At 63.8% G+C, this 14,399-nt stretch carries 14 protein-coding genes; all 14 read left to right on the top strand.

Translation table 11 applies throughout. The annotated features are described in order from the left end of the window. Nucleotides 1-3: 3 nt before the first annotated feature. Nucleotides 4-1,071, top strand: a complete 1,068-nt coding sequence (gene nuoH / locus ACVWZ4_RS28115; RefSeq protein ID WP_456703826.1) for an NADH-quinone oxidoreductase subunit NuoH — start codon at nucleotides 4-6, stop codon at nucleotides 1,069-1,071. Between the two features lie 14 nt (nucleotides 1,072-1,085). Beyond that, nucleotides 1,086-1,574: an NADH-quinone oxidoreductase subunit NuoI gene (gene nuoI, locus ACVWZ4_RS28120; RefSeq protein WP_026232873.1), complete on the top strand. Its 489-nt coding sequence runs from the start codon at nucleotides 1,086-1,088 to the stop codon at nucleotides 1,572-1,574. 9 nt (nucleotides 1,575-1,583) lie between these two features. Beyond that, a complete protein-coding gene (locus tag ACVWZ4_RS28125; RefSeq protein ID WP_456703825.1) occupies nucleotides 1,584-2,222 on the top strand; it encodes an NADH-quinone oxidoreductase subunit J in 639 nt (212 codons plus the stop codon). Then, entirely contained in the window at nucleotides 2,219-2,527 is a 309-nt protein-coding gene (nuoK, locus tag ACVWZ4_RS28130) for an NADH-quinone oxidoreductase subunit NuoK (protein WP_008136131.1), read from the top strand. Before ACVWZ4_RS28125 ends, nuoK begins: the two co-directional genes overlap by 4 nt. 8 nt (nucleotides 2,528-2,535) lie before the next feature. Then, the gene (gene nuoL, locus ACVWZ4_RS28135) at nucleotides 2,536-4,656 is read left to right on the top strand and encodes an NADH-quinone oxidoreductase subunit L (protein WP_456735307.1); all 2,121 of its coding nucleotides are present in this window, start codon (nucleotides 2,536-2,538) and stop codon (nucleotides 4,654-4,656) included. Continuing rightward, nucleotides 4,657-6,165, top strand: coding sequence for an NADH-quinone oxidoreductase subunit M (locus ACVWZ4_RS28140; RefSeq protein ID WP_456703823.1), 1,509 nt, complete (start codon nucleotides 4,657-4,659; stop codon nucleotides 6,163-6,165). It begins immediately after the preceding gene. 22 nt (nucleotides 6,166-6,187) lie between these two features. Next, complete coding sequence (nuoN, locus tag ACVWZ4_RS28145) at nucleotides 6,188-7,624, top strand: NADH-quinone oxidoreductase subunit NuoN (RefSeq protein WP_456703822.1); 1,437 nt, start codon at nucleotides 6,188-6,190, stop codon at nucleotides 7,622-7,624. A 1-nt stretch (nucleotide 7,625) separates the two neighbouring features. Then, nucleotides 7,626-8,432: a biotin--[acetyl-CoA-carboxylase] ligase gene (locus ACVWZ4_RS28150; RefSeq protein WP_456741611.1), complete on the top strand. Its 807-nt coding sequence runs from the start codon at nucleotides 7,626-7,628 to the stop codon at nucleotides 8,430-8,432. Beyond that, nucleotides 8,432-10,102 (top strand): ribonuclease J, encoded by a 1,671-nt coding sequence (locus tag ACVWZ4_RS28155; protein ID WP_456763660.1) that lies wholly within the window; start codon nucleotides 8,432-8,434, stop codon nucleotides 10,100-10,102. Before ACVWZ4_RS28150 ends, ACVWZ4_RS28155 begins: the two co-directional genes overlap by 1 nt. A 13-nt stretch (nucleotides 10,103-10,115) precedes the next feature. Continuing rightward, entirely contained in the window at nucleotides 10,116-10,520 is a 405-nt protein-coding gene (gene mce, locus ACVWZ4_RS28160) for a methylmalonyl-CoA epimerase (RefSeq protein WP_456703819.1), read from the top strand. 9 nt (nucleotides 10,521-10,529) lie between these two features. Then, the gene (locus ACVWZ4_RS28165) at nucleotides 10,530-10,805 is read left to right on the top strand and encodes a DUF1467 family protein (RefSeq protein ID WP_456703818.1); all 276 of its coding nucleotides are present in this window, start codon (nucleotides 10,530-10,532) and stop codon (nucleotides 10,803-10,805) included. Nucleotides 10,806-10,974: 169 nt separating this feature from the next. Continuing rightward, complete coding sequence (locus tag ACVWZ4_RS28170; RefSeq protein ID WP_456703817.1) at nucleotides 10,975-11,322, top strand: hypothetical protein; 348 nt, start codon at nucleotides 10,975-10,977, stop codon at nucleotides 11,320-11,322. A gap of 30 nt (nucleotides 11,323-11,352) precedes the next feature. After that, nucleotides 11,353-12,642, top strand: a complete 1,290-nt coding sequence (gene mtnK / locus ACVWZ4_RS28175; RefSeq protein ID WP_456741612.1) for an S-methyl-5-thioribose kinase — start codon at nucleotides 11,353-11,355, stop codon at nucleotides 12,640-12,642. Nucleotides 12,643-12,770: 128 nt separating this feature from the next. Beyond that, nucleotides 12,771-14,360 (top strand): ABC transporter substrate-binding protein, encoded by a 1,590-nt coding sequence (locus tag ACVWZ4_RS28180; protein WP_456703815.1) that lies wholly within the window; start codon nucleotides 12,771-12,773, stop codon nucleotides 14,358-14,360. The last annotated feature ends 39 nt before the right edge of the window (nucleotides 14,361-14,399 follow it).

A 14,399-nucleotide genomic window follows, 5' to 3' on the forward strand; every position in this document is an offset into this window, starting at 1 on the left:
CCGATGGAATTCTTCGAAAGCGCAGTCTGGACCGGCTTCCTCTGGCCGCTGATCCTCATGGTCCTTGAGAGCCTGCTGGTGCTCGTCGTCCTGCTGGTCGCGATCGCCTACATCCTGCTCGCTGACCGCAAGATCTGGGCGGCGGTGCAGATACGCCGCGGCCCGAACGTGGTCGGCCCCTGGGGCCTGTTCCAGTCCTTCGCCGATCTGCTCAAATTCGTGCTGAAGGAGCCGATCATTCCGGCCGGCGCCAACAAGGGCGTCTTCCTGCTTGCTCCCTTGGTCTCCTGCGTGCTCGCGCTCGCGGCCTGGGCGGTGATCCCGACCAACCTCGGCTGGGTGATCTCCGACATCAATGTCGGCATCCTCTTCATCTTCGCGATCTCGTCGCTGTCGATCTACGGCATCATCATGGCCGGCTGGTCGTCGAACTCGAAATACCCGTTCCTGGCCGCGCTGCGTTCGGCGGCGCAGATGGTGTCCTATGAAGTCTCGATCGGCTTCGTCATCATCACGGTGCTGCTCTGCGCCGGCTCGCTGAACCTCTCCGCCGTGGTCGAGGCCCAGCACGTGCGCGGTCTCGCCGGCCTGATCGGGCTGCCGCAGCTGACGATCCTGAACTGGTACGTCTGGCCGCTGTTGCCGATGTTCGTGGTGTTCTACGTCTCGGCGCTCGCTGAAACCAACCGTCCGCCCTTCGACCTCGTCGAAGCGGAATCCGAGCTCGTCGCCGGCTTCATGGTCGAATACGGCTCGACGCCGTATCTGCTGTTCATGCTCGGCGAATACGTCGCGATCGTCACGATGTGCGCCATGGCGACCATCCTGTTCCTCGGAGGCTGGCTGCCGCCGGTGGACCTGCCGCCCTTCAACTGGGTGCCCGGGATCATCTGGTTCTCGCTCAAAGTCTTCTTCATGTTCTTCCTGTTCGCGATGGCAAAGGCGATCGTGCCGCGCTACCGCTACGACCAACTGATGCGCCTCGGCTGGAAGGTGTTCCTGCCGCTGTCGCTGGTGATGGTGGTCGTGGTGGCAGGCGTGCTGCAATTCGCCGGCATCGCGCCGAAGTGAGGGCCGTCATGGGTATCAACATCAACGCCACTGCACGCTCGCTTCTGCTGTCGGAATTCGTCTCGGCGTTCTTCCTCGCCATGCGCTATTTCTTCCAGCCGAAGCCGACGCTGAACTATCCGTTCGAGAAGGGCCCGATCTCGCCGCGCTTCCGCGGCGAGCATGCGCTGCGCCGCTATCCGAACGGCGAAGAGCGCTGCATCGCCTGCAAGCTGTGCGAAGCGGTCTGCCCCGCGCAGGCCATCACCATCGAAGCCGGCCCCCGCCGCAACGACGGTACCCGTCGCACCGTGCGCTACGACATCGACATGGTGAAATGCATCTATTGCGGCCTGTGCCAGGAGGCCTGTCCCGTCGACGCCATCGTCGAAGGTCCGAACTTCGAGTTCGCGACCGAGACCCGCGAGGAACTGTTCTATGACAAGGCCAAGCTGCTCGCCAACGGCGACCGCTGGGAACGCGAGATCGCGAAGGCGATCGAGCTCGACGCGCCTTACCGGTGAGATGAGAACATGATCCTTCCCGCGCTGTTCTTCTATCTCTTCGCCGGCGTCTGCGTCGCCTCGGCGGTGATGGTGATTGTCTCGCGCAATCCCGTGCACTCCGTGCTGTTCCTGATCCTGGCCTTCGTCAACGCCTCCGGCCTGTTCGTGCTGATGGGAGCCGAATTCCTCGCGATGATCCTGATCGTCGTCTATGTCGGCGCGGTCGCGGTGCTGTTCCTGTTCGTCATCATGATGCTGGATGTCGACTTCATCGAGCTGCGCGAAGGCTTCATCCAGTACCTGCCGGTGGGTGTCGTGATCGGCGGCATCTTCCTGTTCGAGCTGCTTCTGACCGTCGGTGCCTGGGTCATTAACCCGACCGTGAGCAAGACCATCACGGCGCCGATCCCGGCCAACGTCTCGAATACCGAGGCGCTGGGCCTCGTGCTCTATACGAGGTACGTCCACTACTTCCAGCTTTCGGGCATGGTCCTGCTGGTCGCCATGATCGGCGCCATCGTTCTGACGCTGCGTCATAAGGCCAGCGTGAAGCGGCAGGACATCAACGTTCAGAACGCACGCACGCCCGAGATGGCGATGGCGATGCGCAAGGTGGCGCCGGGGCAGGGGCTCTCGGATGCCGACGCTGCGGAGTGGGTGAAATGACGATCGGGCTCGGGCATTATCTGGCGGTCGGCGCGATCCTGTTCACGCTCGGGATCCTCGGCATCTTCCTCAACCGCAAGAACATCATCGTCATCCTGATGTCGATCGAGCTGATCCTGCTCTCGGTCAACGTCAACCTGGTGGCATTCTCGACCTTCCTCGGCGACATCGTCGGTCAGGTCTTCGCGCTGCTTGTCTTGACCGTGGCGGCCGCCGAAGCCGCGATCGGTCTTGCCATCCTGGTGGTCTATTTCCGCAACCGTGGCTCGATCGCGGTTGAGGACGTCAATCTGATGAAGGGCTGAGCTCTCAAATGGTTCAGGCAATCGTTTTCCTGCCGCTGCTGGGCGCCATTCTGGCCGGCCTGATCTCGCTCGTCGGCGCACATGGCCGCAACCCCTCGGGCGACGAGGTCGAGCATCATGGCGATCACGGTCATGATCACGCCCTTGGCGCCGACGCCCACGCGTCCCACAAGATTAACGAGGATGCGTCCGTCATCCACGAGACCCACCATGAGCCCGGCGACGGGCATGACGACCACGGCCACGGCCCGGTCGAGCCCCCGGCTGCGGGCTCGCGTGGCGCCGAGCTGATCACCACGGCGCTGCTGTTCGTCTCGGCCGCGCTGTCCTGGATGACGCTGGTCGATGTCGGCTTCAACGGCCATGACCTCAGGATCCAGCTCCTGCCCTGGATCTTTTCCGGCGATCTCGAGGTCTGGTGGACGCTGCGCGTCGACACGCTGACCGCCGTGATGCTGGTCGTGGTGACGACCGTGTCCTCGCTCGTGCACCTCTATTCCATCGGTTACATGGACGAGGATCCGAACCGGCCGCGCTTCTTCGGCTATCTGAGCCTGTTCACCTTCGCCATGCTGATGCTGGTGACGGCGGACAATCTCGTGCAGCTGTTCTTCGGTTGGGAAGGCGTGGGTCTGGCGAGCTATCTCCTGATCGGCTTCTGGTACCAGAAGCCGTCGGCGAACGCCGCCGCCATCAAGGCCTTCGTGGTCAACCGCGTCGGCGATTTCGGTTTCGCGCTCGGCATCTTTTCGATCTTCATGCTGACGAACTCGACCGATTTCGAGACGATCTTCCATGCCGCGCCCGGCCTGACCGGCAAGACCATCGATTTCCTCGGCTGGCATGCCGATGCGCTGACCCTGACCTGCCTCCTGCTGTTCATGGGCGCGATGGGCAAGTCGGCGCAGTTCCTGCTGCACACCTGGCTGCCGGACGCGATGGAAGGCCCGACCCCGGTGTCGGCGCTGATCCACGCGGCGACCATGGTCACCGCGGGCGTGTTCATGGTGGCGCGGCTGTCGCCGCTGTTCGAGCTCGCCCCGAATGCCCAGGCCGTCGTGATGTTCTTCGGTGCGACCACCGCGTTCTTCGCGGCGACCATCGGTCTGGTCCAGAACGACATCAAGCGCATCGTGGCGTATTCGACCTGTTCGCAGCTCGGCTACATGTTCGTGGCGATGGGCGCAGGGGCCTATTCAGTCGGCATGTTCCACCTGTTCACGCACGCCTTCTTCAAGGCGCTGCTGTTCTTGGGTTCCGGCTCGGTGATCTACGCGATGCACCACGAGCAGGACATCCGCAACATGGGTGGTCTCTGGAAGAAGATCCCGTACACCTTCGCGGTGATGACCGTCGGCACGCTGGCGCTGACCGGCTTCCCGCTGTTCGCCGGCTACTTCTCCAAGGACGCCATCATCGAGGCGGCCTACGCCTCGCACAATCCGTTCTCGACCTACGCCTATCTGCTGACGGTCGTGGCGGCCGGCCTGACCTCGTTCTATTCCTGGCGTCTGGTGTTCAAGACCTTCTTCGGCGAGCCCCACGACCAGGAGCACTACGAGGCCGCGCATGAGAGCCCGATCTGGATGCTGATCCCGATCGGCGTGCTGGCCGTCGGCTCGGTCCTTGCCGGCTTCCCGTTCAAGGAGATCTTCGTCAGTCCTCACGGCGTGGAGGAATTCTTCCGCGAGTCCGTGAAGATGAACCCGCACATCCTCGAGGATATGGAGAACATGCCGCATCTGCTGGGCTGGCTGCCCTTCCTGATGATGGTCGGCGGCTTCCTGGTCTCCTACACCTTCTATATCCGCAAGCCCTACCTCCCGGTTGAGCTCGCGAACACGCAGCCGATGCTCTACAAGTTCCTGCTCAACAAATGGTACTTCGACGAGCTCTACGATTATATCTTCGTCCGTCCGGCGAAGTGGATCGGCTACCAGCTCTGGAAGAAGGGCGACGGCTTCATCATCGACGGCTTCGGGCCCGACGGCATTTCGGCCCGCGTGCTGGATGTCACCCGCAACGTCGTCAAGATCCAGACCGGGTATCTCTATCACTACGCATTCGCCATGCTGATCGGCGCCGCCGGCCTGATCACCTGGTTCATGTTCGGCTTTGGAGGCCAGTAAATGACAACCTGGCCCATCCTTTCGGTCACCACGTTCCTGCCGCTGGTCGGCGCGCTGATCGTTTACCTGAGCCGCGGCGATGACGAGGCGGCCAAGCGCAATTCGCGCTGGATCGCGCTGTGGACCACGCTGATCACCTTCGCGGTGTCGGTGCTCCTGGTCATGCGCTTCGACCCTTCGAATGCCGACTTCCAGTTCGTCGAGAAGGCGAGCTGGCTCGCCACCGGCATCACTTACCACATGGGCGTCGACGGCATCTCGCTGCCGCTGGTGATCCTGACCACCGCGATCATGCCGTTCTGCATCATCGCGAGCTGGAAGGCGATTTCGAACCGCGTCCGCGAATACATGATGGCGTTCCTGATCCTGGAAACGCTGATGATCGGCACCTTCTCGGCGCTCGATCTCGTGCTGTTCTACTTGTTCTTCGAGGGCGGCCTGATCCCGATGTTCCTGATCATCGGTGTCTGGGGCGGCCCGCGCCGGGTCTACGCATCGTTCAAGTTCTTCCTCTACACGCTGCTCGGCTCGGTCCTGATGCTGCTCGCCATCATGGCGCTGTACTGGAACGGCGGCACCACGGACATCCCGACCCTGATGCACACCGCCGTGCCGCGGTCGCTGCAGACCTGGGCCTGGCTGGCCTTCTTCGCCTCGTTCGCGGTGAAGATGCCGATGTGGCCGGTGCACACCTGGCTTCCCGACGCACACGTCGAGGCGCCGACGGCAGGCTCCGTGGTCCTCGCCGCAATCCTCTTGAAGATGGGCGGCTACGGCTTCCTGCGCTTCTCGTTGCCGATGTTCCCGCTGGCCTCGCACGACTTCGCGCCGCTGATCTTCACCATGTCCGCGATTGCCATCATCTACACCTCGCTGGTGGCGCTGATGCAGGAGGACATGAAGAAGCTGATCGCATACTCGTCGGTTGCTCACATGGGATTTGTCACCATGGGCATCTTCGCCGGCACCATGCAGGGCGTCGCCGGCGGGGTGTTCCAGATGATCTCGCACGGCATCGTCTCGGGCGCGCTGTTCCTCTGCGTCGGCGTCGTCTACGACCGCCTGCACACCCGCGAGATCGCGGCCTATGGCGGCCTCGTCAACCGCATGCCGCTCTACGCGCTGACCTTCATGGTCTTCACCATGGCCAATGTCGGTCTGCCCGGCACGTCAGGCTTCGTCGGCGAATTCATGACGTTGCTCGGTACCTTCAAGGTCTCGATCCCGACCGCGTTCTTCGCGACCTTTGGCGTCATCCTCTCGGCCGGCTACGCGCTCTGGCTCTACCGCAAGGTCGTGTTCGGAGCGCTGGTCAAGCCGACGCTGATGAGCATGAAGGATCTCACGCTGCGTGAGTGCGTGACGCTGTTTCCGCTGATCGCGCTGACGATCCTGTTCGGCGTCTATCCGAAGCCGGTGCTCGACATGTCGGCCGCCTCGGTCCAGCAACTCGTCACCAACTACAACACCGCTGTGACGGCCGTGAAGGCCGCCGCACTGCTCCAGTGATCGGGCAGGTCAGGATATCGCCATGAGCTTTACGACTGCAGGTTATCAACTGGCGCCGGTGCTGCCCGAGCTCGTGCTCGCGGTCGGCGCCATGGCGCTTCTGATGCTCGGCGCTTATCGCGGGCAGGGCACCACCAGCGGGGTCACCGCGCTCGCGGTGCTGCTGCTCATCGTGGTCGGCGCGCTCGAATACATGCTGCCGTCAGGCAAGCAGGTCACCTTCGGCGGCAGCTTCATCGTCGATGATTTTGCCCGCTTCATGAAGATCCTGGCGCTGATCGGTTCGGCGGTGACGCTGATCCTGTCGACCGAATTCCTGGCCGATCCGTCGCGGCGCATCTTCGAGTACGCGATCCTGGTGCTGCTCTCGACGCTCGGCATGATGGTGCTGATCTCGGCCGGCGATTTGATCTCGCTCTATCTCGGCCTCGAATTGATGTCGCTCGCGCTCTACGTCGTGGCGGCCTCGAACCGCGACAACGCGAAATCGACCGAGGCCGGCTTGAAATATTTCGTGCTGGGCGCGCTGTCTTCGGGCATGCTGCTCTACGGCTCGTCGCTGGTGTATGGCTTCACCGGCACGGTCAGCTTCGCCGGCATCGCGGCGGCCGCGACCATCTCGAATACCGGCCTCGTGTTCGGCCTGGTGTTCCTGCTCGCCGGCCTCTGCTTCAAGGTCTCGGCCGTGCCGTTCCACATGTGGACGCCTGACGTGTACGAGGGCGCGCCGACACCGGTCACCGCCTTCTTCGCCTCGGCGCCGAAGGTCGCCGCGCTGGCAGTGTTCACCCGCGTCACGCTGACCGCATTCCCCGGCATCGTCTCGCAATGGCAGCAGATCCTGGTGTTCGTGGCGATCGCCTCGATGGCGCTGGGCTCGTTCGCCGCGATCGGCCAGAGCAACATCAAGCGCCTGATGGCGTATTCCTCGATCGGCCATATGGGCTTTGCCCTGGTCGGCCTTGCCTCCGGCACGGTCGAGGGTGCGCAGGGCGTGCTGATGTACATCGTGATCTATGTCGCGATGACGCTCGGCTCGTTCTCGATCATCCTCGCGATGAAGCGCAACGGCCAGGCTGTCGAACAGATCAGCGACTTCGCAGGTCTGTCGCGCACCAATCCGCTGCTGGCCTTCATGTTCGCGATGCTGCTGTTCTCGCTCGCCGGCATTCCGCCGCTCGCCGGCTTCTTCGCCAAATGGTACGTGTTCGTTGCCGCCATCAAGGCGAACCTGTTCACCCTCGCGGTGATCGGCGTGCTCTCCAGCGTCGTGGGCGCCTACTACTATCTCGCCATCGTCAAGACGATGTATTTCGACGAGCCGGCCGGCCAGGTCGATCCCGTCAGGGTCGAGGTCAAGACGGTGCTGGCGGTCGCGGGCCTGTTCAACATCCTGTTCGCATTGTTCGCGGGGCCGGTGGTGAGCGTCGCCTCCGCCGCCGCCAAGTCGCTGTTCTAGGATGGGGTTCGCGCTCGGTCCTCGCGCGGTCGCGGCGGGCTACAAGCTCGCTGCGATGGAGCGGACCGGCTCGACCAATGCCGACGCCATCGAAGCGGCCCGGGCCGGCGAGCCCGGCCCGATGTGGTTCGTCACATCAGAGCAGACGGCCGGCCGCGGCCGCCGTCAGCGCCCCTGGATCGCGCCGAAGGGCAATCTGGCGTCCAGCGTTCTCGAAGTCCTCGACGTCGCGCCTGCACTGGCCGCCACGATCGGTTTCGCCGCTGGGCTGGCCGAAGAGGCGGCGCTGGAGAAAGTCAGCCTCGAGGCCGTGCTCCGGCTCGGCCCTGATAGACCGCGCTACGCCCTGAAATGGCCGAATGACGTCCTGGCCAACGGCAAGAAGCTGGTCGGCATCGGCCTGGAAGCCGAGGCGGTCGGCGATCGCCTGGCCATCGTTACAGGCATCGGCACCAACATCGTGGCGGCGCCCGAGGGCACGCCCACGCCGGCGGTGTCGCTCGCAGCCCTCGGGGTCCAGATCAGTGCGGAGGAGTTGTTCTCGGCGCTGTCGGACGCCTGGGTCGAATTCCGCGGCATCTGGGACAACGGCCGTGGCTTTGCCGAGATCCGCAAGCTCTGGCTGGAGCGCGCCGCCGGCCTAGGTGAGCCGGTCGCGATCCACACGGGAACGATGGTGCTGGAAGGCATTTTTGACACGATCGACGACACCGGCTGCCTGATTGTCCGCACAGTGGAAGGGCGGCTTGTGCCTGTGACCGCCGGCGAGGTGTTCTTCGGCCCGGTCCGTTCGGTAGGAGCTGCGTGATGGCGAGGCCCGACGAACTGGTATTTGCGCCGCTCGGCGGTGTCGGCGAGATCGGCATGAATTTGTCGATCTATGGCCTCGGCAATCGCCAGCAGCGTTCGTGGTTGGCGGTCGATCTCGGCGTCTCCTTCGGCGACGAGGAGCATCTGCCCGGCATCGACCTGATCATGCCCGACATCAGCTTCCTGGAGAAGGAACGCAAGAACCTGATGGGGCTGGTGTTGACCCACGCCCATGAGGATCATTTCGGCGCCATCATCGACCTCTGGCCACGGTTGAAATGTCCGATCTACGCGACGCCATTCAGCGCGGCGCTGTTCGAGGCCAAATGCGCCGCCGAGCGCAATGCCCCCAACATCCCCGTCACCGTCGTCCCCTCTGGCGGCCGCATCGATGTCGGCCCGTTCAATGTCGAGTTCATCCCGGTCGCGCATTCGATTCCGGAAGCGCATGCACTGGCGATCCACACCGAGGCCGGAGTGGTGCTGCACACCGGCGACTGGAAGATCGATCCGACGCCGACGCTCGGCCGTCCGACCGACGAGAAGCGGCTGCGCGAGCTCGGCAAGGAGGGGGTGCTCGCCTTGATCGGCGATTCCACCAACGCCGTGCGCGACGGCCGCTCGCCCTCCGAAGCCGAGGTCGCCCGCACCATCATCGATCTGGTGAAGGCTGCAAAAGGCCGCGTCGCGGTCACGACCTTCGCCTCCAACGTCGCGCGCATCAAGGCCGTCGCCGACGCAGCGAAGGCGGCCGACCGCGAGGTCGTCGTGGTCGGCCGCGCCATGGAGCGCGTGGTGCAGGTCGCGCGCGAGACCGGCTACCTCGACGGCGTCCAGAACTTCCGCTCGCCCGAGGTCTACGGCCATCTGCCGCAGGACAAGGTGCTGGCGCTGTGCACCGGCAGCCAGGGCGAGTCCCGCGCGGCGCTGGCGCGCATCGCCAATGACGACCATCCCGAAATCACGCTCAACCGCGGCGACAGCGTGATCTTCTCCTCGCGGACGATTCCCGGCAACGAGAAGGCGGTCGGCTCGATCATCAACAATCTCGTGCTGCAGGGCGTCGAGGTCCTCACCGACCGCGATCATCTGGTGCACGTGTCAGGCCATCCGCGCCGCGACGAGCTGCGCGACATGATCTCCTGGGTGAAGCCGCAGCTGCTGATCCCCGTTCACGGCGAAGCCCTGCACCTGAGCGAGCACGCCAAGCTCGCGCGCGCCGCCGGCGTGCCGCGTGTCCTGGTCATTCGCAACGGCGACCTGGTCAAGCTCGGCCCCGGCGATCCCGGCGTGGTCGGCGAGGTGCCGTCGGGCCGGCTCTACAAGGACGGCAACATCCTCGAGGACGCCAAATCCCGCGCGGTGGTCGAGCGCCGCCGCATGGCATTCTCCGGCTGTGCCTTCGTCGCCGTGGCCATGACCGCGCAGGGCGAGCTGGCCGACGAGCCCGAGGTCGATCTGGTCGGCATTCCCGAGAAGAACCGGGCGGGCGAGGCGTTTGACGACATCGTCTTCGACGCCGTGATGTCCACCATCGAAGGCCTGCCGAGGGCGCGGCGCAGGGATCCGGATGCGCTGGCTGAATCGGTGCGACGCGCCGTCCGGGCCGTCATCAACGAACATTGGGGCAAAAAGCCCCCCTGTCTGGTCCACGTCCTGACGGTGTAACGGGGAGAGAAACATGCTGGGTCGCCTCAACCACGTCGCGATCGCGACCAGGGATGCCGTCAAGTCCGCCAGGATCTACGGCGCGGCGTTCGGGGCGCAGATTTCGGAAGCCGTGCCGCTGCCCGAGCACGGCGTCACCACCGTGTTCGCGACGCTCCCCAACACCAAGATCGAGTTCATCGAGCCGCTCGGCGAGGCCTCGCCGATCGCAAAATTTCTCGAGCGCAATGCCGACGGCGGGATCCATCACATCTGCTACGAGGTCGTCGACATCATCGCTTCGCGCGACACGCTGGTGAAGGAGGGAGCGCGGGTGCTCGGCGACGGCGTGCCGAAGATCGGCGCGCACGGCAAGCCGGTGCTGTTCCTGCACCCGAAGGACTTTTCCGGCGCGCTGGTCGAAATCGAGCAGGCGTAGGAGCGGACCATGGCTGCGCAGATCTCAACCGCGCTCGCGATCTACTTTGTCATCTGGTGGCTCGCGTTGTTCCTGACGCTGCCGTTCGGCGTCCGCAGCCAGCACGAGGACGGCGGCGGCGCCCCGGGCACGGACCCCGGCGCCCCTGTTCTGACAGGCATGAAGGGCAAGCTGATCTGGACCACGATCATCTCGGCGATCATCTATGGCCTTGGAGTCAGCGCCTATCACGCCGGCTATCTCTCGCTGGATCGGCTGACGAAATTGATGGGAATGCCGTTTTAGTTCACCTCTCCCCGGGGACGAGAGGTCGGATTGATCCTGGCGATGCGAAGTATCGTCCAGGCAAAGTGAGGGGCCGCAGCCCAGAGTGAGAACGCCTCCCGAACGGGCCTTGCCTGGTCTCACCACTCGCCTAGAATTTTGTACCTGTTTCATTGCTTCGGGGGGATAAATGACTTTTCAACGGATCGTCGTTGCGCTGCTGGTGCTTGTGATCGCCGGGCTTGGCGGCATCGGTTATGTCCAGTGGAAGATGGCTGTGCAGGTGCGAACGCTGAAAGCGTTCGTCGAGGGCTCCGTTTTCAACGACGCGGTGATGGCCTGCGAGCAGGCCAAGAGCTCGACGCCGTTCAAATGGAACGGCGGCAAGAGCACCTCGGTGATTGGCCTGAACTCGGTCAAGCTTGATAAATACACCGTCAGCGCCAGCTACACGCTGGTGGCGGACAACGTCTATTGTGATTACGATCCCATCAAAAGAAAGGCCGAGATCGGCTCGAGCTTCCTGGAGCGGGAGTAACGATCCGGCCCAAACCTATGGGATGGGATCATGACCGGAAGCCAGGCGGGGGATTATCGGATTCTTCAGGAGGCCGCCTTGCGGGACTACCTCGCGGGCCTGCCTGACATCGCGGCGCTGCTCGGCGGCACGCCGGCCTCCTGGGGCGTCACGGAGGTCGGCGACGGCAATCTGAACCTCGTCTTCATCGTGAAGGGCGCGCACGGCGGCATCGCCGTGAAACAGGCGCTGCCCTATGTCCGCCTCGTCGGCGAGAGCTGGCCGTTGCCGCTGTCGCGGGCCCATTACGAATATCTTTCGCTGTGCCGGCAGGCCCAGCTCGCGCCCGGCCTCGTGCCGGCCTTGCTGCATCACAACGAGAGGCTGGCGCTCACCGTGATGGAGCTGCTCGAGCCTCACATCATCATGCGCAAGGGGCTGGTCGCCGGGACGTGCTATCCGCGCTTCGTCGACGACATCACCACCTTCATGGCGCGGACGCTGTTCTTCACCTCCGACCTCGCACTCCCAGCTGCCGAAAAGAAGCAAGCCATAGCGGCCTTCGCCGGCAATCACGCCTTGTGCAAGATCACCGAGGATCTGATCTTCACCGATCCCTACCGGATTGCCGAGCAGAACCGCTGGACCGCGCCCTATCTCGACTCGCTCGCCGCGGCCTTGCGCGAGGACATGGAGCTGCATGTCGCGATTAGCAGGCTGAAGTTGAAATTCATGGCGAGCCCGGAGGCGTTGCTGCATGGCGATCTTCACACCGGCTCGATCATGGTGACGGCGTCGGAGACGCGGGTGATCGACCCCGAATTCGCCTTCTACGGCCCGATGGGTTTCGACGTCGGCGCTGTGCTGGCCAATCTGCTGATGGCCTATTTCGCCTCCGCCGGCCATGAGCGTACGCCCGGCGAGCGGCAGGCCTTCGAGAGCTGGGTGCTGGAGACCGTCGAGAAAGTCTGGAACGAGTTTTCGCGAAAATTTCTCGATCTCTGGCGCGCCAACACGACGGGCGATGCCTATCCGGTCTCACTCTTTGCGGGCGAGAAGGGCGCCATGCGCCTCGAGGCCGAGCGGCGAGCCTACATGCAGCGCCTCTTCACCGACACGGTCGGCTTCGCCGCCGCAAAAACCATCCGGCGTATCTTCGGTCTCGCCCACAACATCGATTTCGAGCTGATCGAAGACCCGCAGACGCGCGCGGTGAGCGAGGCGCGTGCCATCAGGCTCGCGCGCGCGATGATGGTCGAGGCGGCTGCGTTCCGGACCATCGCCGACGTCACTGGCGCCGCTCGGAAATTGCGGGACTGGCAGCCGGAGCTGTCAGGCTGACGCCAGGCAGCGGGCAGGTCGACGACGCGGCGGATTTCGGAACCGTCAGCCGCAAAACGAAGCTTGCATTCAATGGGCTGTGAATGATCAAATCCCTGATGGGAGTGCCTGCATTGTTGGGGGACCACATGATGTTCAGGATGATTGCGATCGTCGCGGGGCTGGCGCTGGCGCTTGGCGGATCAGCGGAGGCCCAGACGCCGCGCAAGGGCGGAACCATCCGCATGACCGCGCCTTACGGCTCGAGTTTCACCAGCCTCGACATTCACACCACGCAGCGTTCCCAGGACGAGATCTACGCCAAGGCCCTGCATCGCTCGCTTTACATCTGGGATTCCGGGCTGGGAAAGCCGGTGCTGGAACTCGCCAAGGAGGACGTCGTCTCGGGCGGAGGCCTCGTTCACACCTTCAAGCTGCGCGACGACGCCTATTTCCACAACGGCCGCAAGATGTCGGCCGACGACATCATCTGGTCCTATAACCGCATCATGGACGGCACCAAGGCCTATCCCGGCGCACGCTACGTCCGCATCATCGAGGGCGCCGCGGCAGTCGAGAAGGGCCAGGCCAAGGAGATCTCGGGCCTGAAGAAGATCGACGATTTCACCCTCGAGATGAAGCTGACCGAGAAGGTGGATCCCGGCTTCTACTTCTTCACCGCGCTGACCTCGATCTATCCCGCCGACGAGGCCGTCAAGGACAGCTTCATCCAGCATCCGATCGGGCTCGGGCCGTTCAAGTTCGTCGAGCACGTGCCGGGCTCGCGCATCGTGCTGGAGCGCTGGGACAAGTTCTACAAGCCTGGCAAGCCCTATGCCGACAAGGTCATCGTGTCGGTCATGGGCGAGGCAGCGGCGCGCGACGTCGCATTCCGCAACAAGGAGATCGACACCTCCGTGCTCGGCCCGGCGCAATATGTCGCCTATCAGGCCGACCCCAACCTCAAGGGCACCCTCGCCGAAGTCGCCGAGGTCTTCACGCGTTACATGGGGATGAATCCCGCGTTCAAGCCATTCGCCGACAAGCGCGTCCGGCAGGCGATCAACTATGCGATCGACTCTGATTTGATCATCAACAAGCTGGTCAAGGGCAAGGCCTATCGCGCCACGAGCTGGCTGCCGCTGACCTCGTCCGCCTACGACAAGACCATGAAGCCGTACCCGTATGATCCCGCCAAGGCGAAGCAGCTGCTCGCCGAGGCCGGTTATCCCTCCGGCTTCGAATTCGAATGGACCACGAGCCAGAATGAAAGCTGGGGCCTGCCGATCGTCTCGGCCGTCATCCCGATGCTGGACAAGGTCGGCATCAGGGCCAAGGTCAAGCAGGTCGAGGTCGCGGTGCTGGCTGAGGTGGTTCGTACCGGTGACTACCAGGCCTTCATCTATTCCCAGCAGACCGGCCCGGACCCCCAGGCTGCGCTGAAATGCTTCCACTCGTCGACGCCGCCCTCGGCCTGCAACTACATGAATTTCAAGAACGCCGAGTTCGACAAGATTATGGATGAGGCAGGGCAGGCCGACGACGACGCCAGGCGAACCGAGCTGCTGAAGCAGGCCAACGCTCTGCTGTATGACGAGGCGCCGGTCTGGTTCTTCAACTACAACAAGGCCGTCATGGCCGTACAGCCCTGGCTCCACGGTGTTCAGCTCAATGCGACGGAGATGACCCATCAGAACGTCGAGGACCTCTGGGTCGACGAGACCTCGCCGGCGAAGTGATACGCGTTCTCGTGCTTCCTCGATCGCCGTGAGCGATGG

It is taken from the genome of Bradyrhizobium sp. USDA 4472, from assembly GCF_054058595.1.